The 24,976-nt window shown below is 67.0% G+C and carries 29 protein-coding genes and 2 tRNA genes; 11 read left to right on the top strand and 20 right to left on the bottom strand.

Going from position 1 to position 24,976, the window contains the following annotated elements; translation table 11 throughout:
* Nucleotides 1–7: 7 nt before the first annotated feature.
* Nucleotides 8–271: a cytochrome C oxidase subunit IV family protein gene (locus AB0I43_RS01915; protein ID WP_356972521.1), complete on the bottom strand. Its 264-nt coding sequence runs from the start codon at nucleotides 269–271 to the stop codon at nucleotides 8–10.
* Between the two features lie 3 nt (nucleotides 272–274).
* Nucleotides 275–916 (bottom strand): cytochrome c oxidase subunit 3, encoded by a 642-nt coding sequence (locus AB0I43_RS01910; RefSeq protein WP_356972520.1) that lies wholly within the window; start codon nucleotides 914–916, stop codon nucleotides 275–277.
* A gap of 32 nt (nucleotides 917–948) precedes the next feature.
* Between AB0I43_RS01910 and AB0I43_RS01905 the strand changes: the two genes are divergently transcribed.
* The gene (locus tag AB0I43_RS01905; RefSeq protein ID WP_356972519.1) at nucleotides 949–1,584 is read left to right on the top strand and encodes a TetR/AcrR family transcriptional regulator; all 636 of its coding nucleotides are present in this window, start codon (nucleotides 949–951) and stop codon (nucleotides 1,582–1,584) included.
* A 518-nt stretch (nucleotides 1,585–2,102) separates the two neighbouring features.
* Nucleotides 2,103–2,594 (top strand): hypothetical protein, encoded by a 492-nt coding sequence (locus tag AB0I43_RS01900; RefSeq protein WP_356972518.1) that lies wholly within the window; start codon nucleotides 2,103–2,105, stop codon nucleotides 2,592–2,594.
* 164 nt (nucleotides 2,595–2,758) lie between these two features.
* On the opposite strand, the gene AB0I43_RS01895 is transcribed toward AB0I43_RS01900, so the two are convergent.
* Nucleotides 2,759–2,843, bottom strand: a tRNA-Leu gene (locus AB0I43_RS01895).
* A gap of 203 nt (nucleotides 2,844–3,046) precedes the next feature.
* Nucleotides 3,047–3,910 (bottom strand): NAD(P)-binding domain-containing protein, encoded by an 864-nt coding sequence (locus AB0I43_RS01890; RefSeq protein ID WP_356972516.1) that lies wholly within the window; start codon nucleotides 3,908–3,910, stop codon nucleotides 3,047–3,049.
* Nucleotides 3,911–4,053: 143 nt separating this feature from the next.
* Here AB0I43_RS01890 and AB0I43_RS01885 point away from each other — a divergent pair, with 143 nt between their 5' ends.
* A complete protein-coding gene (locus AB0I43_RS01885) occupies nucleotides 4,054–4,416 on the top strand; it encodes a helix-turn-helix domain-containing protein (protein WP_356972514.1) in 363 nt (120 codons plus the stop codon).
* Here the strand turns inward: AB0I43_RS01885 and AB0I43_RS01880 are convergent.
* Nucleotides 4,406–5,041 (bottom strand): hypothetical protein, encoded by a 636-nt coding sequence (locus AB0I43_RS01880; protein WP_356972512.1) that lies wholly within the window; start codon nucleotides 5,039–5,041, stop codon nucleotides 4,406–4,408. The two genes, AB0I43_RS01885 and AB0I43_RS01880, sit on opposite strands and share 11 nt — an antisense overlap.
* A 188-nt stretch (nucleotides 5,042–5,229) precedes the next feature.
* Between AB0I43_RS01880 and AB0I43_RS01875 the strand changes: the two genes are divergently transcribed.
* A tRNA-Leu gene (locus tag AB0I43_RS01875) sits at nucleotides 5,230–5,314 on the top strand.
* Here the strand turns inward: AB0I43_RS01875 and AB0I43_RS01870 are convergent.
* The 8 genes from AB0I43_RS01870 to AB0I43_RS01835 all read right to left on the bottom strand — a co-directional run bounded on the left by AB0I43_RS01870 (nucleotide 5,279) and on the right by AB0I43_RS01835 (nucleotide 12,419).
* Nucleotides 5,279–5,836 (bottom strand): hypothetical protein, encoded by a 558-nt coding sequence (locus AB0I43_RS01870; protein ID WP_356972510.1) that lies wholly within the window; start codon nucleotides 5,834–5,836, stop codon nucleotides 5,279–5,281. The two genes, AB0I43_RS01875 and AB0I43_RS01870, sit on opposite strands and share 36 nt — an antisense overlap.
* Complete coding sequence (locus tag AB0I43_RS01865; protein WP_356972508.1) at nucleotides 5,833–6,111, bottom strand: hypothetical protein; 279 nt, start codon at nucleotides 6,109–6,111, stop codon at nucleotides 5,833–5,835. The genes AB0I43_RS01870 and AB0I43_RS01865 overlap by 4 nt, the downstream gene beginning before the upstream one ends.
* A gap of 502 nt (nucleotides 6,112–6,613) precedes the next feature.
* Nucleotides 6,614–6,775: a hypothetical protein gene (locus AB0I43_RS01860; RefSeq protein ID WP_356972506.1), complete on the bottom strand. Its 162-nt coding sequence runs from the start codon at nucleotides 6,773–6,775 to the stop codon at nucleotides 6,614–6,616.
* Nucleotides 6,776–7,101: 326 nt separating this feature from the next.
* Nucleotides 7,102–7,446 (bottom strand): DUF1801 domain-containing protein, encoded by a 345-nt coding sequence (locus AB0I43_RS01855; RefSeq protein WP_356972504.1) that lies wholly within the window; start codon nucleotides 7,444–7,446, stop codon nucleotides 7,102–7,104.
* Nucleotides 7,447–7,482: 36 nt separating this feature from the next.
* The gene (locus AB0I43_RS01850; RefSeq protein WP_356972502.1) at nucleotides 7,483–8,232 is read right to left on the bottom strand and encodes an SDR family oxidoreductase; all 750 of its coding nucleotides are present in this window, start codon (nucleotides 8,230–8,232) and stop codon (nucleotides 7,483–7,485) included.
* Nucleotides 8,233–8,353: 121 nt separating this feature from the next.
* A complete protein-coding gene (locus tag AB0I43_RS01845; protein WP_356972501.1) occupies nucleotides 8,354–11,077 on the bottom strand; it encodes an AAA family ATPase in 2,724 nt (907 codons plus the stop codon).
* Nucleotides 11,078–11,126: 49 nt separating this feature from the next.
* Nucleotides 11,127–11,453, bottom strand: a complete 327-nt coding sequence (locus AB0I43_RS01840) for a metalloregulator ArsR/SmtB family transcription factor (RefSeq protein WP_356972500.1) — start codon at nucleotides 11,451–11,453, stop codon at nucleotides 11,127–11,129.
* Nucleotides 11,454–12,419 carry a 2-dehydropantoate 2-reductase N-terminal domain-containing protein gene (locus AB0I43_RS01835; RefSeq protein ID WP_357430982.1) on the bottom strand — a complete coding sequence of 322 codons (966 nt, stop codon included), beginning with the start codon at nucleotides 12,417–12,419 and terminating at the stop codon, nucleotides 11,454–11,456. It lies immediately after the preceding gene.
* Between the two features lie 203 nt (nucleotides 12,420–12,622).
* Here AB0I43_RS01835 and AB0I43_RS01830 point away from each other — a divergent pair, with 203 nt between their 5' ends.
* The 4 genes from AB0I43_RS01830 (at nucleotide 12,623) to AB0I43_RS01815 (ending at nucleotide 15,517) form a co-directional block, all read left to right on the top strand.
* Nucleotides 12,623–12,841 (top strand): hypothetical protein, encoded by a 219-nt coding sequence (locus AB0I43_RS01830; RefSeq protein WP_356972497.1) that lies wholly within the window; start codon nucleotides 12,623–12,625, stop codon nucleotides 12,839–12,841.
* Between the two features lie 77 nt (nucleotides 12,842–12,918).
* Nucleotides 12,919–13,326, top strand: a complete 408-nt coding sequence (locus AB0I43_RS01825; RefSeq protein WP_356972496.1) for a DUF6193 family natural product biosynthesis protein — start codon at nucleotides 12,919–12,921, stop codon at nucleotides 13,324–13,326.
* Nucleotides 13,327–13,414: 88 nt separating this feature from the next.
* Nucleotides 13,415–14,410, top strand: a complete 996-nt coding sequence (locus AB0I43_RS01820; protein ID WP_357430980.1) for a hypothetical protein — start codon at nucleotides 13,415–13,417, stop codon at nucleotides 14,408–14,410.
* Nucleotides 14,411–14,539: 129 nt separating this feature from the next.
* Entirely contained in the window at nucleotides 14,540–15,517 is a 978-nt protein-coding gene (locus AB0I43_RS01815) for an AraC family transcriptional regulator (protein WP_356972494.1), read from the top strand.
* A gap of 7 nt (nucleotides 15,518–15,524) precedes the next feature.
* Here the strand turns inward: AB0I43_RS01815 and AB0I43_RS01810 are convergent, their stop codons facing one another.
* Complete coding sequence (locus AB0I43_RS01810; protein ID WP_356972492.1) at nucleotides 15,525–16,613, bottom strand: MAB_1171c family putative transporter; 1,089 nt, start codon at nucleotides 16,611–16,613, stop codon at nucleotides 15,525–15,527.
* A gap of 74 nt (nucleotides 16,614–16,687) precedes the next feature.
* On the opposite strand from AB0I43_RS01810, the gene AB0I43_RS01805 reads away from it, so the two are divergent.
* Complete coding sequence (locus AB0I43_RS01805; RefSeq protein ID WP_356972491.1) at nucleotides 16,688–16,963, top strand: hypothetical protein; 276 nt, start codon at nucleotides 16,688–16,690, stop codon at nucleotides 16,961–16,963.
* Nucleotides 16,964–17,262: 299 nt separating this feature from the next.
* Here the strand turns inward: AB0I43_RS01805 and AB0I43_RS01800 are convergent, their stop codons facing one another.
* The 4 genes from AB0I43_RS01800 to AB0I43_RS01785 form a co-directional block, all read right to left on the bottom strand.
* Nucleotides 17,263–17,865 carry a Clp protease N-terminal domain-containing protein gene (locus tag AB0I43_RS01800; RefSeq protein WP_356972490.1) on the bottom strand — a complete coding sequence of 201 codons (603 nt, stop codon included), beginning with the start codon at nucleotides 17,863–17,865 and terminating at the stop codon, nucleotides 17,263–17,265.
* Nucleotides 17,866–18,093: 228 nt separating this feature from the next.
* The gene (locus tag AB0I43_RS01795) at nucleotides 18,094–19,557 is read right to left on the bottom strand and encodes a hypothetical protein (protein ID WP_356972489.1); all 1,464 of its coding nucleotides are present in this window, start codon (nucleotides 19,555–19,557) and stop codon (nucleotides 18,094–18,096) included.
* A gap of 67 nt (nucleotides 19,558–19,624) precedes the next feature.
* Nucleotides 19,625–20,698, bottom strand: a complete 1,074-nt coding sequence (locus AB0I43_RS01790; RefSeq protein ID WP_356972488.1) for a trypsin-like serine protease — start codon at nucleotides 20,696–20,698, stop codon at nucleotides 19,625–19,627.
* Between the two features lie 182 nt (nucleotides 20,699–20,880).
* Nucleotides 20,881–21,114: a hypothetical protein gene (locus AB0I43_RS01785; RefSeq protein WP_356972487.1), complete on the bottom strand. Its 234-nt coding sequence runs from the start codon at nucleotides 21,112–21,114 to the stop codon at nucleotides 20,881–20,883.
* Nucleotides 21,115–21,361: 247 nt separating this feature from the next.
* Here AB0I43_RS01785 and AB0I43_RS01780 point away from each other — a divergent pair, with 247 nt between their 5' ends.
* Nucleotides 21,362–22,165, top strand: a complete 804-nt coding sequence (locus AB0I43_RS01780; RefSeq protein ID WP_356972486.1) for a class I SAM-dependent methyltransferase — start codon at nucleotides 21,362–21,364, stop codon at nucleotides 22,163–22,165.
* Nucleotides 22,166–22,217: 52 nt separating this feature from the next.
* Here the strand turns inward: AB0I43_RS01780 and AB0I43_RS01775 are convergent, their stop codons facing one another.
* Both AB0I43_RS01775 and AB0I43_RS01770 read right to left on the bottom strand, forming a co-directional pair.
* Nucleotides 22,218–23,114, bottom strand: coding sequence for a universal stress protein (locus AB0I43_RS01775; RefSeq protein ID WP_356972485.1), 897 nt, complete (start codon nucleotides 23,112–23,114; stop codon nucleotides 22,218–22,220).
* Nucleotides 23,115–23,129: 15 nt separating this feature from the next.
* Nucleotides 23,130–23,987: a universal stress protein gene (locus AB0I43_RS01770; protein ID WP_356972484.1), complete on the bottom strand. Its 858-nt coding sequence runs from the start codon at nucleotides 23,985–23,987 to the stop codon at nucleotides 23,130–23,132.
* A 301-nt stretch (nucleotides 23,988–24,288) separates the two neighbouring features.
* Between AB0I43_RS01770 and AB0I43_RS01765 the strand changes: the two genes are divergently transcribed.
* Nucleotides 24,289–24,957 (top strand): hypothetical protein, encoded by a 669-nt coding sequence (locus AB0I43_RS01765; protein WP_356972483.1) that lies wholly within the window; start codon nucleotides 24,289–24,291, stop codon nucleotides 24,955–24,957.
* The last annotated feature ends 19 nt before the right edge of the window (nucleotides 24,958–24,976 follow it).

The following is a 24,976-nucleotide window of genomic DNA, read 5'->3' as shown; positions in this document are numbered from 1 at the left end:
CCGGACACTAGGCCCATATGTACAACCCTGAGAGCGTCAACCACATTGCCACGCAGTAGGTTTCGAAGCCGACGCGGAGGGCGACAGGTGCGTGGCGAAGCTCCATGAAATCCAGGCCGATCAGTCGGGCCTTGGCTGCGGCTAGACCTATCAATATCAGCGCGAGAGCCGAACCCGCCCCATGTTGATGACCGACTGCGAACGACGCCACCGTGGCCAGCACGATGATCAACCAACCTATTCCCGCCCGGACCGGGATGCGTTCGGTCATCGGTCAGCCCACCAAGTACAGCATCGGAAACAGAAAGATCCACAACAGATCGACCAGATGCCAGAAGCACGCACCGGCGGTGATCACCGCGACCGTCGTCTCGCTGGGCGCGGGTCGCCGCGACAGCGTGGTCATGCACCCCAACATGATCAGGCCGACCAGCACATGCGCCAGGTGCATCCCGGTCAGCAAGAAGTACCAGGTGTAGAAGTCCCCGGCGGCCGGTGTGTGGCCGGCGGAAACCGCGGAAACGTACTCGCCGACCTTCACAGCGACGAAGACCGCCCCGAGCGCCATCGCGCCGGCGACCATACGTGTCGCGGCGGAGTTCCTACCCGAACGCAGCGCGTGCACGCCGACGACGACCAACAGTGAACTGCTCAGTAGCACAAGCATATTCGCGAATCCCACACCGTTGTGTAGCGTTCGGCGGGCGGCATCGAACGCGTCGACCGCCTGGGATCGTTCGATCACGAAGCAGGCGAACAACACGCTGAAGACCAGCAGATCGCCGAAGATCACGACCCAGATTCCCGGCTCGCCGGGCACCACCTTCGGCCGCTCGGTCGCTGAATTACCAACGGTCAGCAATGCGTTCACCGCAATTTCCTCGCACTCCGCAGCCTCGTGTGCAACATGTTCCATAACGCATGGTGTAACACGTTACACTGAGTGGCATGGCACCCGACACCTTCGCCAACCTGGCCGCCGCCAACCAGCAACTTTCGCTCACCCGAACCTTCGACGACGAAGAACAACAGCGCCGCGCCGCGATCGCGCTAGCGGCCAAGGATCTGGCCCGCAACCACGGATACCAGGGAGTCACCGTCCGCGAGGTCGCGCGCCTGGCCGAGGTGTCACCGGTGACGATCTACCGGTACTTCGGGTCCAAGGACGGCATCCTGCGCCACCTGATGGTCGAGTGGGCCATCGCCGTCGTCGAAAACCTTTACGCGACGGCCGAAACGCGCCGAGGTTCGGTCGCACACCGAATCAGCACCGGCATGCAATCGGTAATCGAGTGGGCCGGCGACGATGTGGAGTTACTGTCCGCAGGCATGACCGCGATTACATCGTCGCGAGTCGACGGGGTCGGCGTGGGCGTTGACAGCTACCGCCCGTTGTTCGTCGAACTCGCCCGAGGATGTCTGGGTGACCCCGGCTGGCAAGATCGCACTGGTGCCGCACACATCCTCGGACACGTCTACATCGCCTGCTTGCTGGACCTGACCGCAGGCCGCACCAGTCTCACCACTGTGCAACAGAACATGGCGACCGCCGCCACCCTGCTCCTGCGCGACGTGCGGTCGTGAACCGAGTACCAAGCCAAAACGGATACCTCCTCGACACGGGCACGGCTCCATCCGATTTCTGATCTGCGGTTGCGGAGTGCGGAACCGGTACCAGATCTCGCCGTCAACTCAAGCGCCAACGGCGCAGCCCAATCTCCTGCGCGGTCGGATTCGGCATGGCGACCACAGTCGAAGATGCAGGCGGCAGTATCGAGTGGGCGTATCTCTTGCCAGCGCCACCGCAGTGCAATCGAAGCAGGGGTGGCCCCGGCCGCCCTGATCGAGGCCCAGCCGCCCGGACCAGAACCGGCATCGGCGCGCCGACGGGTGGCAAGGGTCCACGGTGAAAGCAATACTGCAAAACCCGCTACACCGGCTACGCGGTGTTCGGCCGCTGGACCAAACACGAGGAATTGCTCGACCGCGACGATGTGGCCGCAGGCCACATCGTCCGCTTCCGGCGCTCAACTCCGGTACGAATCGGCCGCTGGCTGGTTAGCCTGACTCGAGTCCATTGAACGATCAAACGGAGGTGGGATATGAGGCGATCAGCAGTGGGGGCGGTCGGTCTGGCGGCTACGGTCGCGGCGGTCATGTGGGGCGGGCCGGCGCAGGCTCAGGACACGGTCTATTTCAACTATCAGGGATTGAACTGCGCGGTTGCCGATGGTGGCGTGCTGGGATGCGACCTGCCGAGCGGGATGGTGGTGATGCAGCGCCCCGGGTTCCTGCCGTCGGGCAGCGCGGACGATCTGACGCTACCGGTACCGGGGCAGCAGATCATCCAGGACGTGGCGGACGGGCCGATGCGCGCTGCCTCGCTGCCGGGGACACCGTTCACCCTCCCAGGTGGCAACCCACCTCCGGTGCTCGCGCCGAACGGATGCCCGGGACAGGGCTGTACACCGAATCCGCCTCTCCTGGGAACCCAAATCGTCTGCGGCGATGGCCATTACATGGCCCTCGGCTGCCGAACCCCGGGCGGTCACGGCTTCAGGCTGCCCCGCCCAGGTCAGGTCGTCGTGTACTGAGGTCAATTATGACAGGCACCTCGAGAGCCCGAGGTACAAGGCCCAACCGGAACACCGAGACGAAGACTGGAGGATCGGCTGGTGCGGGTGTTCGGGCCAGATGGAGCCGCAACAAGAACAAAAGCCGAAATCCATTGCCATACAATGGATTTCGGCTATTTCGGTGTCCGGAGGGGGACTTGAACCCCCACGCCCGATAAAGGGCACTAGCACCTCAAGCTAGCGCGTCTGCCATTCCGCCACCCGGACCGGTGTGCTCAGCAAGGTTATCGGATGCGTCGGCTGGGACCAAATCGCCTCGCCGAGCGGGCCCTGACCTGGGAATTCAGGGCCTCAGCGGCCGGTATCAGCAGACTCGGAGCTGCACATCCTTCACATCAGACACAGCTAGGGTTGAAGCTACAAGTCAGACCGGCTGTGGCCGCGCGGAACCCCGCGCGGCCACAGCTGGTTCAGCGCAGTTCCTCGAAGGTCCGCTCGAAGGCCAGCGCACCGTGCCCATCCGCGACCTGCCGATCGATCAGGTTCTTGATCGGCGCGACGACGTCGAGCGCCACACCGGCGTCGCGACTGGCGCGCACGATCGCGTCCAGCGCAGCCTTCTGGAACGCCAGGTGCTGCACGTCGGTCGTGTAGTCCCCCGACTCGATCATCCGCCCGTATTCGGGCAGCCCGTGAATCATGGCCCCCAGCCAGGCCGCGGCCCGGTGCGAGAACGTCGCGACCGATTGTCCGGCCGAGGCGACCATGGCCGCGCCGTGCATGAACCCGGTGAACATCGTGTACATGTTGGCCAGGAGGGCGAAGTCGTAGAGCGAGGCCAAGCCCGCGTCGTCACCGAAATACTCTGCGGTGCCGAATAATTCGAGTGCGGTCCGATTGGCGTCGAATACGGTCCGAGAACCGCTGTAGAGAACGGATGATCCCGGTTGCCCGATCATGTGCGGGACAGCCATGATCCCGCCGTCGAGGTATTCGATGCCGTGGCCGGCCGCCCAGCGGGCGAGCTCCCTGGCCTCCTCGGGCGCGGTGCTGGTCAGGTTGATCAGCTGCCGGCCGCGCAACTGCTCGGCGACCGGGTCCAAGGTCTCGTGCACCGAGGCGTGGTCGAGCAGCACAGCCACCACCACGTCAGCGGCCTGGACCGCGTCGGCGATCGAGGTCGTGCCGGTGGCGCCGGCGGCGACCAGTTCGGCGTCCTTGCCCGCGGAACGATTCCACACCGTCGTCGGATGTCCGCCTTGCACGAGCGCCGCGGCCAGCGCCCGGCCCATCGCGCCGAGACCGAGAATCGTCACTGTCGTCTGCTCCGCCATTGCGGGTCAACTCCTTCGATGCTGGAAACTTGTGGTCAGCGCGCTGGAATCAACCGTGCGGGACAGCCGTTGATCGGACAAGTACCTACTATTTAGTCAGGTACTTACCAATGCGAGTGTGAACAGGTAGCGAGGGTGCAGGCATGAGCGCGAAGAGATCCGGACCATATTTCTGCGGGATCGACGCGGCCATGGACGTACTCGGCGGCAAATGGAAACCGCTCATTCTCTGGGAGCTAGAGGAGCACGGGGCACGGCGGTTCGGTGAGCTGCGCCGCGGGCTGCCCGGGGTGTCGGAGAAAATGCTCATCCAGCACCTGCGCGAGCTCGAAGAGGACGGCGTCGTCTCGCGCGAGGTCTTCCCGGAGATCCCGCCGCGCGTCGAATACGAGCTCACCGAGCTGGGGTCGGCGCTCAATGCCGCGCTGGAACCGCTCGGCGCGTGGGGCAGCGCGCGGATCGCCCGGATCGGCGCGGCCCGCGTGCACGTCACCGCTACTTCGTGACCTTGATCCCCCACGGCAGGACGCGCTTGTCGGCGGCCGAGGTGGCGCGGAACAGGGTGTAGATGCCGTCCGAGCCCGGATCGATGCTCATCGAGCAGGCGAACATCTCCACCTTGGCGCCGCGCATGCGAGTGCCCGCGGACTGGACGTCGATCGCCCAGCTCGTGCCGCTCTTGCTCAGCGTGCCCCGCAGTGCGCCGCCGGTTCCGCTGGGCCAGGTGCCCATCGGATAGGCGCTCTCGAACCATCCGCCCGGTCCGACGTAGTCGGCCACCCAGAACTTGAACTCCGACACCTCGTCGGTGCGCAGCGGAATCCCAGCCTGGAGCACCTGGGCGTTCTGGCGGCTGGTGAAGAACGTCAGGTGGATCGGCTCACTCGGGCCTCCACTCCAATGCAGGCTCTCGATCAGCCCGCAACTCTGGACGACTTTCCGGACCGGGTCGTACGCGGCGCCGAGGCCCGGGTATGACGCCTTCCCATCGAACGTCATCGCCGTGACGACGTCGGGGTGAAGCTTGGTGTCGGCGTTCAATGCCAGTGCGATCAGGTACCCGCACGGCTGCGGCGCCCGGTAAGCGGTGGGGTCGGCGGCGTACTGCCAGTCGAGGCTGTATTCGTACATGCTCCCAGTGTCTCGCCCGATTTCCCGATGATCTCGTAAATCGTTGCGCCACTAGGCTTCTCCCCCGCGCGCCGCTCCCCCGGCGTGTCCGACCACCAGGCGATTGGCGTTCCGCCACCATCATTGTCTATAGTTCCCAAGCGCAGATGATCTTGAACATGTCTGTGCGACAACTCGACACATCACCGGTCCGGGTGGCGGAATGGCAGACGCGCTAGCTTGAGGTGCTAGTGCCCTTTATCGGGCGTGGGGGTTCAAGTCCCCCTTCGGACACACTTTCTCTTTCAGCCGAGCCTCGACTTCTACTTTCAGTTCCGCTGCCGCGATCCGCTCGCGCGCCGCCCGCGATCCAGCATGCCTGCAGCGGTCCCCGCAGTACTTGCGGGGCCGGCCACGCTGCCCGGTCTTGTCGGGCAGTCGCTTCGAGCAGACCTCACACCGTGGGCCGGCCGGCTTTTCACCGTCGTAGAGCCACGCCAGCAAATCCTTCTCGACTGCGCGCCCGCGCACCGCGGCGACGATCCTCTCGGCCATCATTGTCATCCAGGGGTCCGGCTCCGCACCGCCGGGCCCCGATACCGGATTGTCCTGGTTTTCTCCCATGAGCAGAAGCATCGAAGAGATCGCGGAGGAGCACGATCCTCCGACTCCTCCTGCGAGTTGCTCGAGGAACGCCCGGCTGTGCATATCGCTTCGTTCGATGGCGATGCGCAGTACCAATTCTTTGAACTCGAACTCACGGGCGTCGCGCCACACCTTGTCCCCGACGGGATCTCGGTACCGTCGTTGCCTCACCGCTGCTCCTGCCCGTCGCCGTTCCCTACGCCATTGTCCGCCGCGCCGGCGGTTTGCGATGTGATCGCCGTAGTACCGGCTGTGGGACCGGGCCGGCGCCTCATTCCGTGGATGAAGACGCTGAGCACTTCCAGCGCGTCGCTGGCCGGAGCTCTCCGGATCGCGATCACGGCGACCACCAGAGCGGAGACGATGAATGCCAGCGCGGGCAGCTGCAACAGCAGCACCACCCACTGGCCGGTTCGCCCGAGGTCGATCATGTCGACACTGTTCATGATGTTGTTCTCCTGAAGACGCAGCCCCCGCCAAAGGCGGGGGCATGGGGCAAATGCGCACAAAAAAACCCCAGCTGGCATCAGCTGGGGTGGATCACGGACACAGGAATGCCCGGTTGATGTACAAGGCTAAGGCATCGCCCCGGGCGTCGTCAACCTTGAAAACCGCTGGCAGACAACTTTTGTCGGCGTCGACCCGAGCGTGAGAACCGTCCGAATTTTGTACTTCTGGAGGGTCTTCTTCCTCTTCGGCGCCTTCCTCATCTCGTTGGCTCGGTACTGCGAGAACGGGCAGCGTCTCGGCGCTGACTCTCCGGGCGTTGCAGGCTCGGCTCACCTCTGTCTCGAAGTCGACGGTCAGTGGCTCGGAATGAACGTGTAGCTTGCGGGTGGCCGATGCGGTACGGCGTGCGCGGCCGCGGACAAGGTAGAACCTTGGACGGTTGTCCCGCTGATTTCACGGCGCCATCTCGAGCAGGCTCTTGCAGGCCCGGACCGCGCTTCAGGGGTCCAGCCACAGGTCCCAGCCCAGACAGGCCACCAGGGCCGCGAGCGTGCCGAGTCCCACCGCGCTGAACGCCCACGTTCCCTCGAACTCGCCGATACAGAAAATTGCGAGCGCGAATGCCAGGATCAGTCCGGGCCCGACTCTGCGGTATCTCACCAGAAAAGATCGCAGCACGTACTCACTCCTTCATGCACCAGCCCGCGTCGACGGGTAGCGTCCAGCCCCCGTCGCGGGCCGGCCATTCCGGCGCCGAAGCGGCGTGAATCCACTGTGCATCCCGCCACCGATGATCTCTCCGGTCCTTACGGAATCCCTACGGCCTCCCGGTGTAGCCGCTCGATCACCGCATCCAAGCATCCGAATCAGCGGTGCCGGCGTGCCCCCTGCGAATCGCACGAGGCCGGATGCCGTTTCCCTGCTCGGTTTTCGACTCCGGCCAGGCACTCGGCGAAATGCCGTACTCCGTCCTGGGACGGTCCCGCCTACAGCGTCTTGCTGGTTTCAGCGAGAATGCGAGCCAGCTGTTCGTAGTCGGTGTCCTGCCCTTCCAGGATGTCGGCGGTCTTGCGTTCACCATTGCCCATCGAGCGCAGCACTCCGGGCACCGGTGCGATGCCCGCGGCGTTGAACACCATGAACGACACCTTGCTCTTCGCCACGTTGATCACCGCGGCGTGCTGTCCGTTCTTCGAGAAATGCGGCTTACCGTAGAGCAATTGCTCTTCCGCCCCGGGCACCGTGGCGGTGATCATGGACCGCAGGCGCTCGCAGACCTCGACTTGCCACGGCAGGCCCTTGTTGATGTATCGGGTGACTTCGTTGTCCATCGCTTCTCCTCGGATCGGGTGGTTGTCGCGGCGGGGTCAGTCGCCGATCGCTCCGCAGGAGATGTTGACCTGGGTCGCGGTCAGGGAGCGGCCCCGGTCGGAGGCGGCGAAGGCGGCCACATATCCGACGTCGGCCAGGGACGCGGCGCGGCCGAGCAGCGTGGCGTCGTGAATGCTCTGGCGCGCGGCTTCGGTCTCCGGGATGTCCGGGAACGACTCCGGGATACCGCCGGTCAGCAGGGACACCACGCGCACGCCGTGCGGGCCGAGTTCGCACGCCCACTGCCGGCGCAGCCCTTCCACGGCGTCGCAACCGATCTGGACATTGCCGAGGCCGGGTGTGCGGGAGGTGGGGTCGGACCCACCGAAGAACAGAATCGCGCCGGACTTCTGGGCGATCATGTGCCGAGCGGCGGCCTGGGTGGTCAGCAATTGCGAGGTGACCAAGGTGCTGATCGCCTGGGCGAAATCGGTGACCGAAATGTCGGCGAGCGGCTCGAAGAGGGATGTCTGGGAGATCACGTTCACCGAAATGTCCAGGCTGCCGGCTCTTTCGACGATCGCGTCGGCGTGGTCTGCGACCGCGCCGGCCTCGAGCACGTCGACGACGGCGGTTTCGGCGCGACCACCCTGGTCGCGAATCCGCGCGGCGACGGCATCGAGGGTGGCGGCGGTGCGGCCGACGAGGAAGCAGTTCGCGCCCTCGGCGGCAAAGCCTGCTGCCATCGCGGAGCCGATAGCCCCACCGGCGCCGTAGATCACGGCGTTCTTGTCTGCAAGCAACATTTTTCTCTCCTATCGGTTGGCCCTACAGGAGCGAAGTTATTGCGGCCGTCGCGGCGGGCGCATCGGTCGGATTACCGGTAATCCACTCAGGCTCCGGCGCCCGGATAGGTCATCGGACGGCTCACAGATCGAGCTGCGCGAGCTCGACGCGCCGTTTGACACCGAGTTTGGGATAAGCCTTGTAGAGGTGGTGCCCGACCGTGCGCGGGCTCAGAAAGAGCCGGGCACCGATCTCCTTGTTGCTGTGCCCGGCTGCCGCGAGCCGGACCACCTGAATCTCCTGCGCGGTAAGCAGTTTCATCGGGTCACCGCGGTGTTCGACCGGCGGCTTGCCGAGTGCCGAGAGCTCTACGCGGGCCCGTTCCGCCCACCTTCGCGCGCCGACCCGATCGAAAGTCGCCGTAGCCGCGAGCAACTGCTCGCGGGCCTCGGCGCGGCGCCTGCGCCGGCGCAACCATTCGCCGAACACCAGCTGGGTCCGGGCTCGATCGTAGGCGCCGTCGTGTGCGGCGTGCAGGCGCAGGGCGGCGAGAAAGTGCTGCTCGGCGGGTTCGTCGCCGGTAGTCAGCAGGGCAGAGCAGCGATGAAATAGCGCCTTGCCCAACGGACTTCCGCAGTGCCGCGTCCAGTGCTCGAATGCGTCGAGGTGGGCCGCAGCGCGTTCGGCAACCCCGCCCCGCAGGGCGGCCTCCACGTGGTCGGGGACCGCCCTGATCAGAAAGTCGTGTGCGGCGGGCCCGGTGCACACGCCGTCGAGCAGGTCCAGGGCGGCCTCGAACCGCCCTGCGGACAATTCGCCGACCGCGAGCCCCCAGGAGAGCAGCGCCGCGTGAGTCGGATGGCGCTCGATGAGCAGTGCGCCGATCTCGGCGGCGAGCTCGCGGGACCGATGTTCGTCCCCGGCGACCGCCGCCAGCCACACGGATATGGCCTGCAGCGCCACCACCTCGGTCACCATGCCGAGTTCGGTGCCGAGCGAAACAGCCTCCGCCACCGATGTTTCCGCCTCCAGGAACTTTCCGCTGAGCAGCTGGGCGAGGGCTTGGCATTCCAGGGCGTAGGGAATCAACTGGACCGCCCCCGCGGCGCGCGCCCGATCGATCGCCGGGCCGATGACGGCGGCGGTGCCGGCGTCGTCGGCGAGCATCAGGCCGCTGAAGGCCGCGGCGACCTCGTGCAGATAGTCCGCCGTGCCCGAGCGTGCCGCGCTCAGCTGCGCGGTCATGGCCTCGACCGCGGTTTCCGGCCGCCCGGCGAGAAAATCCGCCCAGGCGATCTGTCCGGCGACATGCGGCAGCAAGGGCGAATCGGCCGGTAGGCGCAGTGATTTCAGCTGGCGCATCCCCTGTTCGAGCAGATCTCGTCGCCCGGCGTCGCGCGCGCAGCACATGGCCTCGGCCAGGATGAATACCGCTCGGACGGGGTCGCTCTCGACGACCAGGTCCGCGGCGGTCAGCGCGAGGTCGGCGTCGGCCGCCGACGAGGTTCGTTCGTACTCGATCTGCGCCCTGATATGCGTTGCGTCGGCGGCTATTCCGGTGTCGCCGGTGAGCGCGGCGGCTTCGGCGGCGAGCCGGGTCGCGCGATCCGTCCGGCCCGCGTCGTAGGCGGCGCGGGCGGCCAGCAGCAGACGCCGGGCTCGCGGCGCGGGGTCGACGCTGAGCCGCCCGGCGCGATCGTAGGCCGCCGAGACTGCCATCGCCCCGCCGCGATGCTGGGCCCGCCGGGCCGTCTTCTCCAGCTCCGCGGCAACCCGCTCATCCGGGTCGGTGGTCGCGGCGGCCAGGTGCCAGGCTCGCCGGTCGGCTTCCTCGGGCCTGCTCAGGGCGTGGGCGAAGCGCTGATGCACCGCGATCCGCTGATGGTGGGTCGCCTGCTGATACGCGGCGGCGCGAATCAGCGGGTGCCGGAACATCAGGTCGTCGCTGGACATGGTGACGAGGTCCGCGTTCTCGGCGGCTTCGAGATCGGCGGCCGTGAGATCGAACGCGCCGGCCACGCGCAGAATCGTGGCGACCCCCGCCCCGGTATCGGCCGCCGCGATCAGCAGCAGCGTGCGGGTGCCCGCGGGTAGATCGGCGATCTGCGCGCGAAAACTGTCCTGCACCCGCCGCGCCACCGGCAGCGGTCCGACTTCGTGCACGGGATCGGCGTGGCCGGCCCGCTCGGCGCCGCGCCGTGCCGTCCCCAATTCGATGAGTGCCAGCGGATTTCCGGCGGATTCGGCCAGCACCCGATCGCGTCCCGGCACGGTGAGGCCCGGCGCGCGCGCCTCGAGTAGTTCGATCGCGGCCGAGAGCGGCAAACCGTCCAGCCGCAGTGTCCGGATGCCGGGTGTGGTGAACGGCGGCACTGTCTCCCGGACCGCTAGCACCACCGCGATGGGATCGGCGTGGAATCGGCGGGCAGCGAACAACAGGGCGTCCGACGAGCTGCGGTCCAGCCACTGGGCGTCATCGATCAGGACCAGCGTCGGGGTTTCGGCCGCCAATTCGGCCAGCAGCGTCAGGGTCGCCGCGCCGACGAGAAACCGGTTGGCCTCCGGGGCGTCGATCTGTCCGAACGCCGCGCGCAGTGCGGCCGCCTGTGGTGCCGGAAGTCCGTCGAGCCGATCCAGATACGGATACAGCAACAGGTGCAGGGCTCCGAAAGCCAACTCGGCCTCGGATTCGACGCCGACTCCGCGCATCACACGCATTCCCGGCGCCGTGGCCGCGTACTCCACCAGCGCCGACTTCCCGATACCGGCCTCGCCGCGGAGCACCAGCGAGCGGCTGATTCCCGTGCTCGCCTCGGCCAGCAGTTCATCGATCTCGGCTTGCTCGCTCGCCCGACCTAACAGCACGCCCGTCAGCCTAACGAGACGGACCGCGCGGTGCGCCTGGGCCGCCGCGTCAGTCTCCGCCCTGTTCCGCCAGGCATTCGGTGATGCCGCGCACCATATCGACCAGGGGCTCGAGTGTGCCCGAGCCGATCTCCAGGTTGTAGCGTCGGGTGGTGCCCACACGCTGCACGCCCAGCACGCCCGCGTCACGCAGAATCTTCAGGTGATGTGACACGGCAGGCTGGGAAAGTTCGATGGCGTTGGCGATTTCGCCCACGGTGAGTACCCCGCCCGCCTCGATCAGCCGCTGGACGATTTCCTGGCGTCGCTCGTCGCCGAGCGCTGCAAGCAACGGCCGGGCCGCTCGGAAGAGTGCGGGGATGTCGTGTTTCGGCACTCACCTATTCTGTCGGTGAGCGGGCTTGGGCGGTGCGGGCGGCATCGCCTCGGCGAGTGCGCGCAGGTGCGACACCGGCAGCATGCGTCGTTCACCGAGTTCGGCCCAGGCGCTCAGCATCGACCGTGTCTGGGAGCCGATTTTGGTGCCGTGTACCCGCATGAACTCCTCCAGGTCGAAGGGAGTCAGCATAGGCAGTACCCGCATCATTACCCGCATCCGCCGGTCGAGCGCCCGAGGATCCGGCGGGGCGGAGAGCCCGCGCTCGGCCGCCACGGCGGTAAGGGCCTCGAACGCCGCCTGTGACGCGAGGGTGGTGTCGGCGCGCAGTGCGTTGAAGGACCAGTTCGCGATTTCCAGGGCCGCCATGAACGGCACGGTCAGCGCCGCGTAGGCGGCGCCGGTGCCGTGGCGACCGGTTCGGGTCCGCACGCCCGAATCCCGCAACACGGCCCGCAGGGGCGCGACCCGATCCGGGCGACCGGCCAGCATCGCGGCTCCACCCGGCGGGCGATAGTAGGTGATGCGCTCAGGGCGCTCGGTGCCGAGCGGGGCGGACCAGGCCAGGTCCGCGACACTCAGTGCGACCAGCTGACTTTCGGGCCAGACGGCCGCCAGCACGGGCCGGTCGGCGAGGTTCTGATCGAGGGCGACGATGGTGCTGTCACCTACGGACCCACCCAAAGACCGCAACCATGGGCCGGTCAATGCTGTCGAGTCGACCATCAGCCAGACGCTGTGCCAGTCGGTGTCGGCGACCGCGGCCGGATCGGTATAGACGCGTGCCGGTTTCACCGATGCGGTGGCAGGGCTTCGCATTCGGCGCAGCCTCGTCACGGACACTCCCCCGCGCACCTCGCGTTCCTGGCGGGGCTTGACCAGGTAGCTGATAGTCGCTGCGCCACGCGCCAATTCGGCTCCGTAGACCTGTCCGAGCGCCCCGGCGCCCACGATCAAGATGTCCATGCCAACCATTCATTCATCGAAACATTTAGATTTATGGATGTTATTGGTCTTCTCCGTGGCATGCAATCCGAGGCCTGGTCGCGGTCGTGCGCCGAGTTGCGCAGTAGCGGAGTGTATTTCGCCAGCAGTTCGCCGGGCCGACCACAACCTGACTGCGGATTGTTTTGGCATCGATGGGGGCGGCCACGCGTAGCCTGGACGGCATGGGGGAATCGCTGTACCAGGACCTCGCCGACGCAGGTGGCCTCGAGGCTGTTCTTCGGGCCGCGTGTCCCGACTGCGATATCAAGATGAGAGCTGCCCTAGGTGCTTCCGGCGGCTTCGCGGCCACGGTCAGCAAGCACGACCGCGCCGTGTACGTCATACCGCTTGTGCAGCAACGCCTTTTCCGCGTGCGACATAAGCTGCGGTCCGGTATCTGAGCTATCTCGCTACGACGGATCTGGCAGAGGTCACCGGATCCGCTGCGGTCTGGCTCGACGGCGCCACCGCGCGAGAGTTGGCCAGCGCGTGGCCCTTCGCCGACTTCATCGGCATCGCCGACGCATACGAGAGCGGCGACCGGATCGAGTTCGCGTGGCAGTGGCGCCGCGCATACGACATGTACGGCTTGGGCGAGTTCGTCGAGGCTGCAATGGAAGTGCCGCGGTTGCGGCGGATGTACCCGTTCACGTCGCTGTCCTGGATGTCGTTTCGTCCGACCGCTGACGAGTACAGGGTGCCCGGGCCATGGGTGCGGTCGGTTGGCGATGGATGGTTCACCGTCAATGCGGATCAGCGGGTGAAACCCGAGCTCACCTACGACGCCGATGCGGCAGTCCGAGTGTGCGTCGCCGAGATGAACCGCCTCGGCGTGCCGTCCCCCGAGGAACTTCGGGACGCTCGGCTCCGGACAGGCAGAAGCTAGCGGGTGCGGCCTGAGATCCGGCCGCGTCACGCTGACCTCGGGTTCTGAGCCTCGTCCACCGCCCTGCCGGGCGGTATCGTTTCCGGCCATGTCAGATGTGCAGCGGCGCAAGGCGCGTCGCGGCCGCGACCAGATAACGACGACCGCCGCAGGCTGGGGGCCCCCGCGCATCGTCGAACTGGTCGGCTACGCGTTTCTGGTCGCGGGGTGGGTCGCGATGGCGCTCGGACTGTGGTCGACGCCGGCGCCGGATACGGCGTACGTGCTGGATACGAACGACCAGTTCGTCGCGTTGTTCTACGTGTACGGACCGTTGTTCGCCGTGCTTGCTCCGGGCTTGCTCTTCGTCGGCGTCCGGGTGGTGCGGAACCGGGTCGACTCCTGGGTGCTCGTCGGTGCCGGGCTGACGCTGGGTCTGTACACCCAACTCGTCGCTACTCTGAGGTTTCTCACCGACCGTCGGCCTGACCTGCCCGGCTACATCGACGTGAGCCTGATCTGCACCGCTGTCGCGTGTGCCGCCGCGCTCGCGGCGGTTTTCGTGCGCAGGTGGCCCAGCCGCAGTTATCCGCTCTGGATCGCTGTCACGCTGGTCGTGGCCGTGACCGCGGTCGGGCCGCTGATCGCCTCGCACGGCGAGCGGATGGGGCCGGTCGGGTTGCTGTCCGCGCATCCGGAATGCGGGCTCACTATGCCGGACTGGGTCGACGCCGACGGCACGGCGGTCTACACGGGAACCGTCGAGGCCGGGTACCGCCCGGATACGAGGGGCAAGCCCGCGTCGATGGGCCCCGTCCTGGTGACGGTGACACTCGCCGACGGAAGGATGACGACGGCGATATCGCCGGACAATCCCGCGGCGATGGCCGACACGTCGGAGTTGCGACGCAAGTCTCGCTCGTTCGTCACCTCGACGCAGCACGCCGAAGTCCGCGTGTACAGCAGGATGAGCTCACCGGAATGCGACCACGGCACCCGCGTTACCGCCGTGACGTTCAGCGGGACCGCGGCGAAGAATGATGCCGAGGGAAGACCCGTGGACCTGCACCACATCGACGGGAAGCTGACGCGAGTAGTCGACTAAACCACCTCGCCACCGCCGCGAGTGCGAGACACTTCCTCGAGCCGAACCCGCCACCGACCGTCCCGCCGACGACGAACAGACCTCAGCGGCGGGATGGTCGAACCACAGCGCGCACGCAGCAGGAGATCCATGCCAGGCCACCGACTCGTCGAGTTACAGCGGGCGCAATTGAATTCGCGCGACCCCGAGGAGGCGGCGGCGTTCGTTGCCCAGAACTACGTCCAGAGCCGGATCCGCTTCCGGAAAGCCCCGCCCGGCGGGCGAGTCCGCCTCGAGGCCACGATGTGCGGGCAGATCAGCGCCTCTCGGATTCGCAGCACGCTCGGCTACAGCTGCCACCTCGAGGCCCGGCCCGACACCCTCTATTTCGAACAGACCCTGCGCGGACGCGGGCGGATACGCCTGGGCGACTACGACCTGCGACAGCAGCGCGGAACGTTGATGGTGTGCCCAGCCGGCGCACCGATCCGCACCGACTGCGACAGCCACGACGTGAATCTGCTCAACCTCGCCTTCGACGCGCTCGCCGACGGTATCGCACAATCCGGAATCGACTCCGCCGCTTTCCGTTTCACTGCCCTCACCCCCTTGAATTCGCAGCGCCGCCGCTTCTGGTGCCGGCTGTTCGATCTGGTTCATCACGAACTCGCCGGCACCGACTCCCCGGTCCTGACCGAACTCGTGGTGACCAATCTGACCCGCAGCCTCGCGGCGGCGGCCCTGGTGGTCTTCCCCAACACCACCATGGACCAGCATCTGCAATCCGGCCCCGGAGCCGTGGGCGCCTCGGCGCTGGGACGGGCGGTGGACTACCTGCACAGCAACCCCGCTCAGCCGATCACCGTCACCGAGCTCGCCGCGCACGCGGGCACGAGTGTGCGCGCTCTGCAGCACGCCTTCCGCAACAAGTACCAGCGCACGCCGTTGGAATACCTGCGTCACCTGCGGTTGCACCGAGCCCGCCAAGACCTCCTCGCCGCCACCCCCAGCGACGGGCTCACCGTCGCCCGGGTCGCGGCCCGCTGGGGATTCGGGCACCAGGGTCGTTTCGCCGAGTTCTATGCCCGGGAGTTCGGTCACTCACCCAAACAGGACCTGCGACACTGAAAGCCCCCTAGACCGCCGTGGCGGGCACTTCCGGACGCCGCGACCTCCATGCGCGCGCCAGGTCGAGCAACTGCCGGACATCGGTATCGAAGTCGCTGCTGCCGAGAATGGCCCGCTGCGGCGTCATTTCGTAGGCCGGGGCGAGTCCCGCCGCCCGGGCTCGGGTCGCGCACGTGATGCGGTGCGCGTAGTCCTCGACACTGTGCGCGTTCTCGGCGGGCATGTAGGGCGTGAGATGTATCAGCGCATCCCGTATTTCGACGGCCATCCGGAAGGCCCGCGTGGCCGGATCGGCGTCCGGCGCCGGGTGCATCACTATCTCGGGGACCGCGGCCGTGAGGTCCCGCCACAGCGGGTCCAGGCGGCGACAGGCCCGTCCGGCGGAGTCCAGCCGCACAGCCCGGACCAACGCCCTCGCAACCGGGAACGCGGGCACGACGCCGCTGAGCGTGATGCACACCGTGAACGCCAACTCGGCCCGCGGCAGCTGCGGTCCGAGAGGCGGCCAGCCGGTGGCCAGTTGCAGCCCGGACAGAAGTTGAATGCCCAGCGCGAATGCAACACTCACCATTATGCCCACGCCCGCGACCGCCTCCGCCGCGGTGAGATCGGCGATTCTGAACTCGCGCAGAAGCATTCGCAACCAGACCACCGTGTAGAACGCGATCGGCGTGACCGCGATAGAGATGACGAGCCCATCTCCCGTCCGACCCATATCGAGCGGTAGTCCGTCGCTGCGCGCCCCCGCACCCGCGATTACAAGCGCGACCGCCGAGATCAGGGCGACGCCGCCACTCAACCACAGCCGCCGCAGCAGCACAGCCGGGTCGTAGCCACTGCGGCGGATGCAGGCGAGGGCGTAGATATGAGCCGTCGTCAGCGCGACGCAGCCCAGCGCCAACTCCAGCACCGGCCCGGAGGAGTTCGGTGCGGACGCGAACCGGAAGAGCAGCATGGCCGCCGCACCCCAGGCGAAGAGCTGGGTGATGATTCGATCCAGGACCGTGTCACGGCAGAGCAGGAAGCGGCCCACCGCGACGGCCGCGATCCAGACGGTGATCGGCCACGCGACGAAACCGGGAATCAACGATGACACGCGCGGTGCGCCTCCGGTCGAGCGAGATACGTTCTCGCGCATAGTACTCGGCCGTGCGAATTACAGTGGGGTCGTTGTTCGCCTATCACCGACCGCGACGATTGGAAGCCGACATGCAGCGCAGGATTTCCACCACCATTCGAGCAAGCGCCGCGACCGCCCTTGTCGCCGCGGCAATCGCAGCCGGGGCGAGCACCGCTTCCGCGCAGGTCCCAGCGGTACCCACGGATCCGAACGCATCCGCCGACACCATCGGCGGATTCTGCGACCCGGCCAACCCCAACCCGTCGAGCTTCGGCGACCTCCTCGCGTGCATCATCGGAATTTCCTCGTCCGGGTCCAACCGCTGATAAGCGCTGTCTACACCAAGGAAGGCGCTGGCGCCGAGGATGCCGATGCGGCCGAAGGTGTCAGGGACTTCCTCGCCTATCTGGACACCGACCTCGAAGGCGATCTCCGGGCCTATATGTTCCGATTGGAGAATGGTCGATATCCGGGCGCGGACGACCCATTACCGAAGCTGTAGCAGAGGGTCCGAGAGTCGAGGCGGGCAACGCTGAGGTGCACGACGCCGAGAGCGCCGCGAATCAGGCGCTGCTGCGAAAGGTCAACGGCGCGAGTCGAGTTCACCGCCTCCGTGGCACTGCGGTCACCCCGCTGCGGCGGGCGGTTCAGTATCGAGTCGCTCGGTGATGAACTCGCGGAGCCGGTCGATCTCCCGGCGCAACAGCGCGTTCTCCTGCGCGAGGGAAGAAATGACCGCCCGGGCCTTCCCGGTGGAGTCGAATGGGTCGCGCGGCGCCGGGGTGGGGCCCTCCTCGCCGGCGATGGTTCTGATGCGGTTGCGCATGGTCGGCAGGTCGGCGCCCTTGCGCAGCAGCACTCGGGCTGCCACATCCTCGGCCTCGCGGAGCAGGGCGAGCAGGATGTGTTCGGTGCCGATGTAGCCGTGGCCCAGGGCCATCGCCTCCCGCAGGGAAAGCTCCAGTGCCTGCTTCGCGCCCGCCGTGAACGGGATGTGCCCCGATGACGCTTTCCGCTCCCCGCGGCCGACATCCACCTCGACCTCGGCACGAATCGTCTCCGGTTCGATGTCCAGCGATCGCAGTGCCCGCATCCCTACACCGTGCTCGTCGCTGAAAAGGCCGAGCAGCAGGTGTTCGGTGCCGATGTGCTCGTGCCCGCGGCTACGAGCCTCTTCCTGGGCACGAACCACCGTCGCGCGGGCTTGGTCGGTGAAACGTTCGAACATGTGACCATTGTGCACGAATTACGTTGCGAGCCCATCAGTCTCGGCCAGCTGCTCGCCATCGGCAGACCCCGCTCCGCTCGTGCCAGACGCACGGCAATGCCGCTTCGGGTCACCACGACTGCCGTTCAGCACCGGCCAGCTCGATTCGGATCGTTCACAGGCGCCGCCTACAGGTCTCGCATACGGTCCTCGGCCGCCGGAGTGCGGGTCTGCTCGATCCGGCATCGGCTAGATCAACATGGAGCCCATGCGAACACGGTTCCTGGCGGCGATCGGTACCGCCAGCACTCCCGTGCCGACGACATCGGTGTGCGGGCCCAGGGTCTGGGGCAGGACCGACAAGCGGGGTGCGGCGCCCTCCACACCGATGTCCCATTCGGCGCAGGGTTCCTCGATGGTGACCGAAATCTTGTCCTCGGGGAGGGGATCTCGGCCGAAACGGCGGCGCAAAGCATTCACGTCTTGCGGGACGAGAGTGCGCGGAGGTGGTGTGCGGTGGCCGCGGCCGTGGTCGTTTGCCTCCAGCCAGGCGCGTACGGCTTCGCGAGTCGGGATCGGCCCGAGCTCGCCGGGCTGACGGTAATCGACCACACCGTCCTCGATTACGCCCTCGTCATCGCTGACAAAACAATACATACGGATTTCGCCGTTCTCCGCAACGCACCACTCGCTCGCGAAGAAAAACGGATCACCGTAACCCTGTTCGTAGAAATGCGCGGCCCCGAACCGGCGGCTCAACTCGGCACAACGGCTACCGGGGTCGTCGCCGGGAGGCCAATCAGCGACCACCAGTGTCCAACCGTCCAATGCCGGGCTTACAAACGCCTCCGGATAGTGGTAAGGGCTGCTGCCCCAGCCGTCGTCGTAGCGGTAGAGGTCTCTGAACAAGTTGAACGGCCGTCTACCCGGGTCCGATTCGTGTGAGAGGTTGCGCCACGCGGCGAACCCCATTCGCAAAGTGGCCGGTATCGGATCGCACAGTCCGAACGCGTCCAGCACCGCTGCCTGATCGGTCGTGGGCAAGGCGTACCACCCTTGGTACAACACGACCGGTACAGGTGTTTCGGTGGCCTGCTTCATCCGGATCAGCCGGTGCACCAACGCCAGATCAGCCGGATCGAGTAGATGCCAGCCGAATTCAGCCAATATCCCCACTGCCGCACCGCGAGCTCGTGAGGGACGATTGCGCACCTCGCGCAACACACCGACAAGCCCGAGACCTCCCGTGGCGAGAGTCGCGAAGGCTGCCTCGCGAACCCATTCCGCCGAACTGTCCAGCAGTGCGACCAGCGCGGCCACGTGGCGGCATCGTCGCGGGTCCGCGCCTTCGGGTTTCCAACCCCAATGAGGGATACCCGGCTCGGGCTCGGCGGCGGGCGGGAATTCGGGAAACCTGACCCCGGCGGGCACACCCAGAAACTCGGCGAGTCGATCCCGGAATCCGCTGTCATCGGCCCACGCGAACTTGTCCACGAACATCTCGAAATGATTCCAGGGGTAGCGCAGTGTTCGTAGGGCCGCGAGGGCGTCGGGCCAGGCGTAGGCGTGCTCCTCCTCTCGCAGAACTCGCACAGCGGCCCACGCATGACCGAATAGATCGTCCCTGTCATCGTGATCCATCACCGCCCGGGCTTGTCGCCGTAGCGCCGGATCCGGATCCACCAGTAGCCGGCCGAACTCGGTGGCATCCATTGTTCTGAAACCCACACGGGCACCGTAGCTTCGAGCACCGACAGGTACATGACAGATCGAACAGAGCCTAGGGTCGCCAGTTGTCCAGCCCGAAGCGGACGAGATCGGTCATCGCCCGATAGCCCGCGTAGACGTCGCGTCGCGGATCCAACCCGTCCTTCTCGCTTCCGCTCGTGACGCCGATGGCGTAGGGGTCGGCGCCCGCGAAGTACCAGAGCGGGCCGCCCGACCATCCGTCCGAGACGTGGTGGACTGTTTCGTATTCCCGGCCGGGGTCGTCGTTGTCGATATCGCGGATGCCGAGTGCGAAATTGACCGCGGGGCGGCCACCGAAGGTGTCCGGGTACCCGGATGAGGTGTAGTTGCGGCTCTCGATGTCGCTGTCGCCCGCGCTGCGCGTGCCCATCCAGCCGAGTGCGTTGCCGAGCGGCTGGTACAGCCGGCACAGGGCGTAGTCGTAGCCGAAGACCTCGCCGCCCTGTGGCCGGTAGCCGCGGAATTCGGAGACGTAGGAGGAGCCGAAGGGGGTCGGGTTCGGATCGCCGTATCGATACGCGGGGATGAATTGCACCCACCAATTCGGCTGATCCCACGGCATGACGTGTCCGGCTGTCAGGACGAGATTCGGGCCGACCAGGACCCCGCTTCCGCCTGCCGTCGGGGTGTAGACCTTGCCGATCGTGCGCCAGGGGTACGGGAACCGCTCCGCCTCGGCGGCGAAGGCCTCCAGGAAGATTCGATCCTCGGCGAGGCCGGATCGGCGGGCCGAGACCGGATACGGCGCGAGATCGGGGAGGTATCGCTGCTCGACCCATGGCGGGCGGTACCCGCGGAGGTGGGTGTCGTGGCTCGGCGATGCCGTTTCGGGGTCGATTTCGAGTTCGGTCTGTTCGCGTCCTGGAATGGTGGACCTGATCTGACCGTCGGATTCGAGGACTCGCCAATCGGCGGTTGGCCCCGGCGAATCACCGACCTGGAACGCTGTCTTGGGGGTGTAGTCCGACCGGATATAGATTCCGCTGTCCGGTTCGATCAGCGCTGCCATATCGGGCGGGATCGGTTCCGTGGCCGGGATGGGGGCGGCTGTGCGCATCTCCTCCAGCGTCAGTCCGGGCGCCGGACCGGTGGTGGTGGTAGTCATCGGGTCCTCCTCGCAGTGGTGGGCGGTTCGAATGTGACCCGTCGAATTCTTCGCGATTGGTAGCGAAGTGGCATGAGTGGTCGGCTACTCGCCTTTTCGGGCCCACTGCGCCGCCGGGCGCGCGAGAACGGCGTCTTGAATCACGGCCTGATGCCGCGCCCGCCCGGCTGACCGAAACGGAATCAGCCGAAATTCGAGAAGTCCCGCATCGCCAGGGCGAACATCAGCATCGACGCCCCCTGGAAGATTGTCAGGACAACGGCGGCACCGGCGATGAAGGGCGCGGCACGAGCCTTGCCCCCGCGGCCCAGCACTATCGCTATCGACGCCGGGACCAAGGGCCACATGCACCAGATCAGCGGCCCGGCGAAGGTGGCGTGACGCGGATCCCATGGGCAGGCAAAGGTCAGAGCCATCAGGGTCCCGACGCCTGCGACGCACGCGAGAACGAGCGCAACGTGGACCATCCAGTCGGACCGCCGCGACGATCGTGGTGCCGGGCGCGACGGCGACACAGATGAATTCACCCGTTGATGACAGCACTCCCGAGCGGTGCTGTACAGCCCCGGAAGTTCTCGGCACGTACGTACCGAAGTTGTTCCAGCAGTGTGGATCCGATCACGCCGTCCGGAAATCGCGTGGCGCTGGGCTTACCGTCTGGAGATGAGCCGGCCTACGCCTATCTCCGCACCGGGTGACCCGCACTACACGCTGCCCAACGAATGGGACTTCGCCGCCGAACGTCTCGCCCTGCTCGGCGCGGCCTATGACGCGGAAAGTATCGCGCTCGCAGAGCGTTTGGGGGTGAGCGCGGGTTGGCGGTGCCTGGAGGCCGGAGCCGGCGGTGGATCCTTCGCGCGATGGCTGTGCGGGACCGCGCTGCCCGGTGGACGGGTGCTCGCGGTCGACGCCGACCCTCGGCATCTCACCGATCTGCCCGGTCTCGGTGGCGAAGTCGCCCAGCTCGATCTCGTGGCCGGCGAAATCCCCGAGCGGGCATTCGATTTCGTCCACACTCGGTTCGTGCTGCTGCACATCGCCGAGCGAGACCTCGTGCTGCGGCGATTGGCCCGAGCCCTGGCGCCGGGCGGTGTGCTTGTCCTCGAGGAGGGCGACAGGCTCGGTGTGCTCGACCAGATGCCTGGCGCGTTCGGCGAAGTCTGGCGCGCCTTCGCGCGCTCGACCGAGCGGGCGGGCGCGAGTCAATCGTGGGCTCGCGACCTTCCCGCACAGTTGGCGGCACTCGGGCTCGAGGAGGTGCACGCCGAGGCCGATATCCCCATGTTCCGCGGCGGATCGCCGGTCGCCCGGATGTGGAGCCTCACTTGGGAGCAAACCCGCGACAGCTTGGTCACTCTCGGCGTCGCACCCGAGGTGATCGCCGCCGCGCAAGCCGAGCTGGAAGACGAGAAGCGATGGCACTTCGCTCCGCCTACGATCCGTGCGTGGGGCCACCGAACGGGATAGCCCTGGAGCGTCCACGCCCAGCAGGCCGTCTGTCAACTGCTGATTCCCGAAATCAGGGACGCGCGACCAGCACCGGGCACTCGGCATGCTGGATCAGGAAACTGCTGGTGGAGCCGAGCAGCAGACCGCGGAAGCCGCCGCGCCCGCGGCTGCCGACGACGACGAGTTGCGCCGATTCGGACCAGTGCAGCAGGCGGTCGGTCGGAGCCGACACCGAGACGTCGCGAGTCAGGCGGACCTCGGGATATCTTTCGCTCCACCCTGCGAGCTGCTGGGAGAGGACGGCGTCCTCCTCGGCTTGCATGGTCGCGTGCAGGGCGGCGGCGCGGGCTTGATCGAGCACTTCGCCGTAGTGCCATTCGGTCCAGGAGTGGACAGCGACCAGGTCGGTGCCGCGCTCGGCGGCGTGGGCGAATGCCGCGGCGACGGCGGCCGCGCTCACCGGTCCCCCATCGATGCCGACGACGACCGGGCCCGTGGTGCGCGGCTCACCACGGATCACGACGACCTCTCCGTGGGCGCGGCTGGTGACCGCGAGCACGGTGGAGCCGAAGTGGGCGAGCATTCCGGATCGGCCGGTGCCGCCGACGACCACCAGGTTCGCCGACTCGGAAAGCTCGACCAAGAGCTTGGCGGGGCCGAGGTCGGAGATCTCGATGCCGACCTCGAGGCCCGGGGCGGTGTCCAGCGCCAGCCGACGGGCGCGGTCGACGGCCTCTTTCGCCTTCGGCCCGGTGATCTCGCTGATCGGCGCGACGATGCCGGCGGCGGCGACCACGGCCTGGGACACCGCGATGTCGAGTCCGTTCGCGATGAGCAGTCGCCGACCGCGTTGCGCGGCGGTGCGGGCCGCCCACCGCACGGCATGCTCGGCGCCCTCGGATCCGTCGGTGCCGACAACGACCGGCGCGGAGGCGAGATCATGGCGTTCCTCGGGGCGAGTGCTCATGGTGTGCCTTTCGGGTCAGTGCCGGGAGCGGATGATCGCGAGCGGGCAGGGCGTCACCGGCAGTAGTGCCTGACCGACGGATCCGAGGGTCATCCCGGGGAAGCCGCCGACGCCGTGGCTGCCGACAACGATCAACTGGGCCGCCTCGCCGGCCTCGACCAGCGCTTTCACCGGCCGGTCCTCGACGATCACACGGGTCAGCCGCACGCCCGGGTACTGCCCGGCGAAGTGCTCGAGCGCGGTGTCGAGCGTCCGTTCCGCAAGCTGCGGGTTGGGAGATCCTTTGTCGTCCAGGCGATCCCAGGCGTGCACCGCCAGCAGTTCGACATCGCGCCGGGACGCTTCGTCGAACGCGACCTCCAGCGCCCGGACGCTGTCGGCGGAGGCGTCGACACCGACCACGATCGGGGCTGTAGTCGGCGCCGCTTCGGCGTTGGGGACGACGACGACCGGGCCGGTGGCATGCCGGGTGAGCGCCGTGCTGACCGACCCGAGCGCGATGCGGCGGTAGGCTCCCACTCCGAGGGAACCGACGACAACGAAGCGGGCGGTTTCGGCGAGTGCGGTCAAAACCGGAATGGGTGCTTCGTCGATGAGGAATGTCCGGGTCGTGATCCCACCCAGCGGTGCGGCGACGGCAACGGCGGAACGCTCCGCTTCCGCCAGTGCTCGCTCGGCGGTTTCGCGGAACTGATCGTAGTAGAGCCGGGTAGGACTGTCGTCCAGTGGCGTCTCGTAGGGCACGGCGAAGACCAGATGCAGGGGCGCTTTGTGCAGCGCGGCGTCGACCGCGGCCCAGGCGACCGCGGCCGTCGCGGAATCGGAGGCGTCGACACCGACGACGATCGGCCGGTCGATCGTATTGGTGGGCATTCAGCAACCCTCCCCGGAGAAGGTATTCGCTGGTGAAAGGTTATGACTGTGCGACATCGTGACCTCTCGACAGACGTGATCCGGTGCACTCGCATGACGGTGTGCCCACTACGGCAACCGTATGGCAACACTAATCGGAAATAGCTGATCGCCCTACCTTGGCAGCGGATTGTTACCTGCCGCGCACGACCGCGAGTCCCCTTTCGGACCCGGAAACGCCGACGACACGCAGGTGCGACGTTTATGCAGCATTCACAGGGTTATGCGGTTTGGACATGACCAGGACGTGAGTGAGACCTGCATGACCCCATACGATTTCATCGATTCGACCAACGTGGACCCCGCGCTCCATGTCAGCGCCAATCCCCTGCTCACCCTCGCCCGCGAGCAACGAGCCGGACCCGAGGTCTGGCAGCGGTTCGCGATCGCCGAGTTCCAAGCGCTGGAGTTCGAGCGCGTCACCTTCGCGTTCTTGCTCGCCCGCTGTCCACGGCACGCCGCGGGAGAGGTCTTCGAGGGAGCGGTCACCGAGATGGCCCAAGTGCGAACTCACCTGCTGCACAAGGTATGTCCCGCGCTGGGGACCGCGGAGAAGAGCCTCGCCGAGGCCGCCCTCTCGCCGGAGGTCAAGCAGTTGGCCGAATTCCAGGCGTGGGTGGCCTTTCACGCCGGTCCGGGCGAGGCGGCGTTGTCGATGTGGGCCGACGGAGTCCTCTGGGCGGCCACGACAGGCGCTTGGGCCGAGATCCTGCGCGGCGACGACCGGGCTCCGGCGGAACTGATCGAGCACTTGGACGACGGCGCCGACTACGCCGAGGGCACCGGCGCGGAGGCGATCGCGCCCGTGATCGCCGCCGGGCTCGAGCACGGTGAGCAGGCCGCTCACCTCACCCGCTCCGCGAATCGCGTCGACCAGGTGATGCGCACCTGGTGGTCCTTTGTCGCGCACGGCGACGATCCGACCCACTGACATCGCGAGCCGCCGTTTT

The organism is Nocardia sp. NPDC050435 (assembly GCF_040655395.1).
Taxonomy (GTDB): domain Bacteria; phylum Actinomycetota; class Actinomycetes; order Mycobacteriales; family Mycobacteriaceae; genus Nocardia.
Note: the sequence above shows the minus strand (reverse complement) of the source record. Positions and strands in the feature narration are given on the sequence as shown.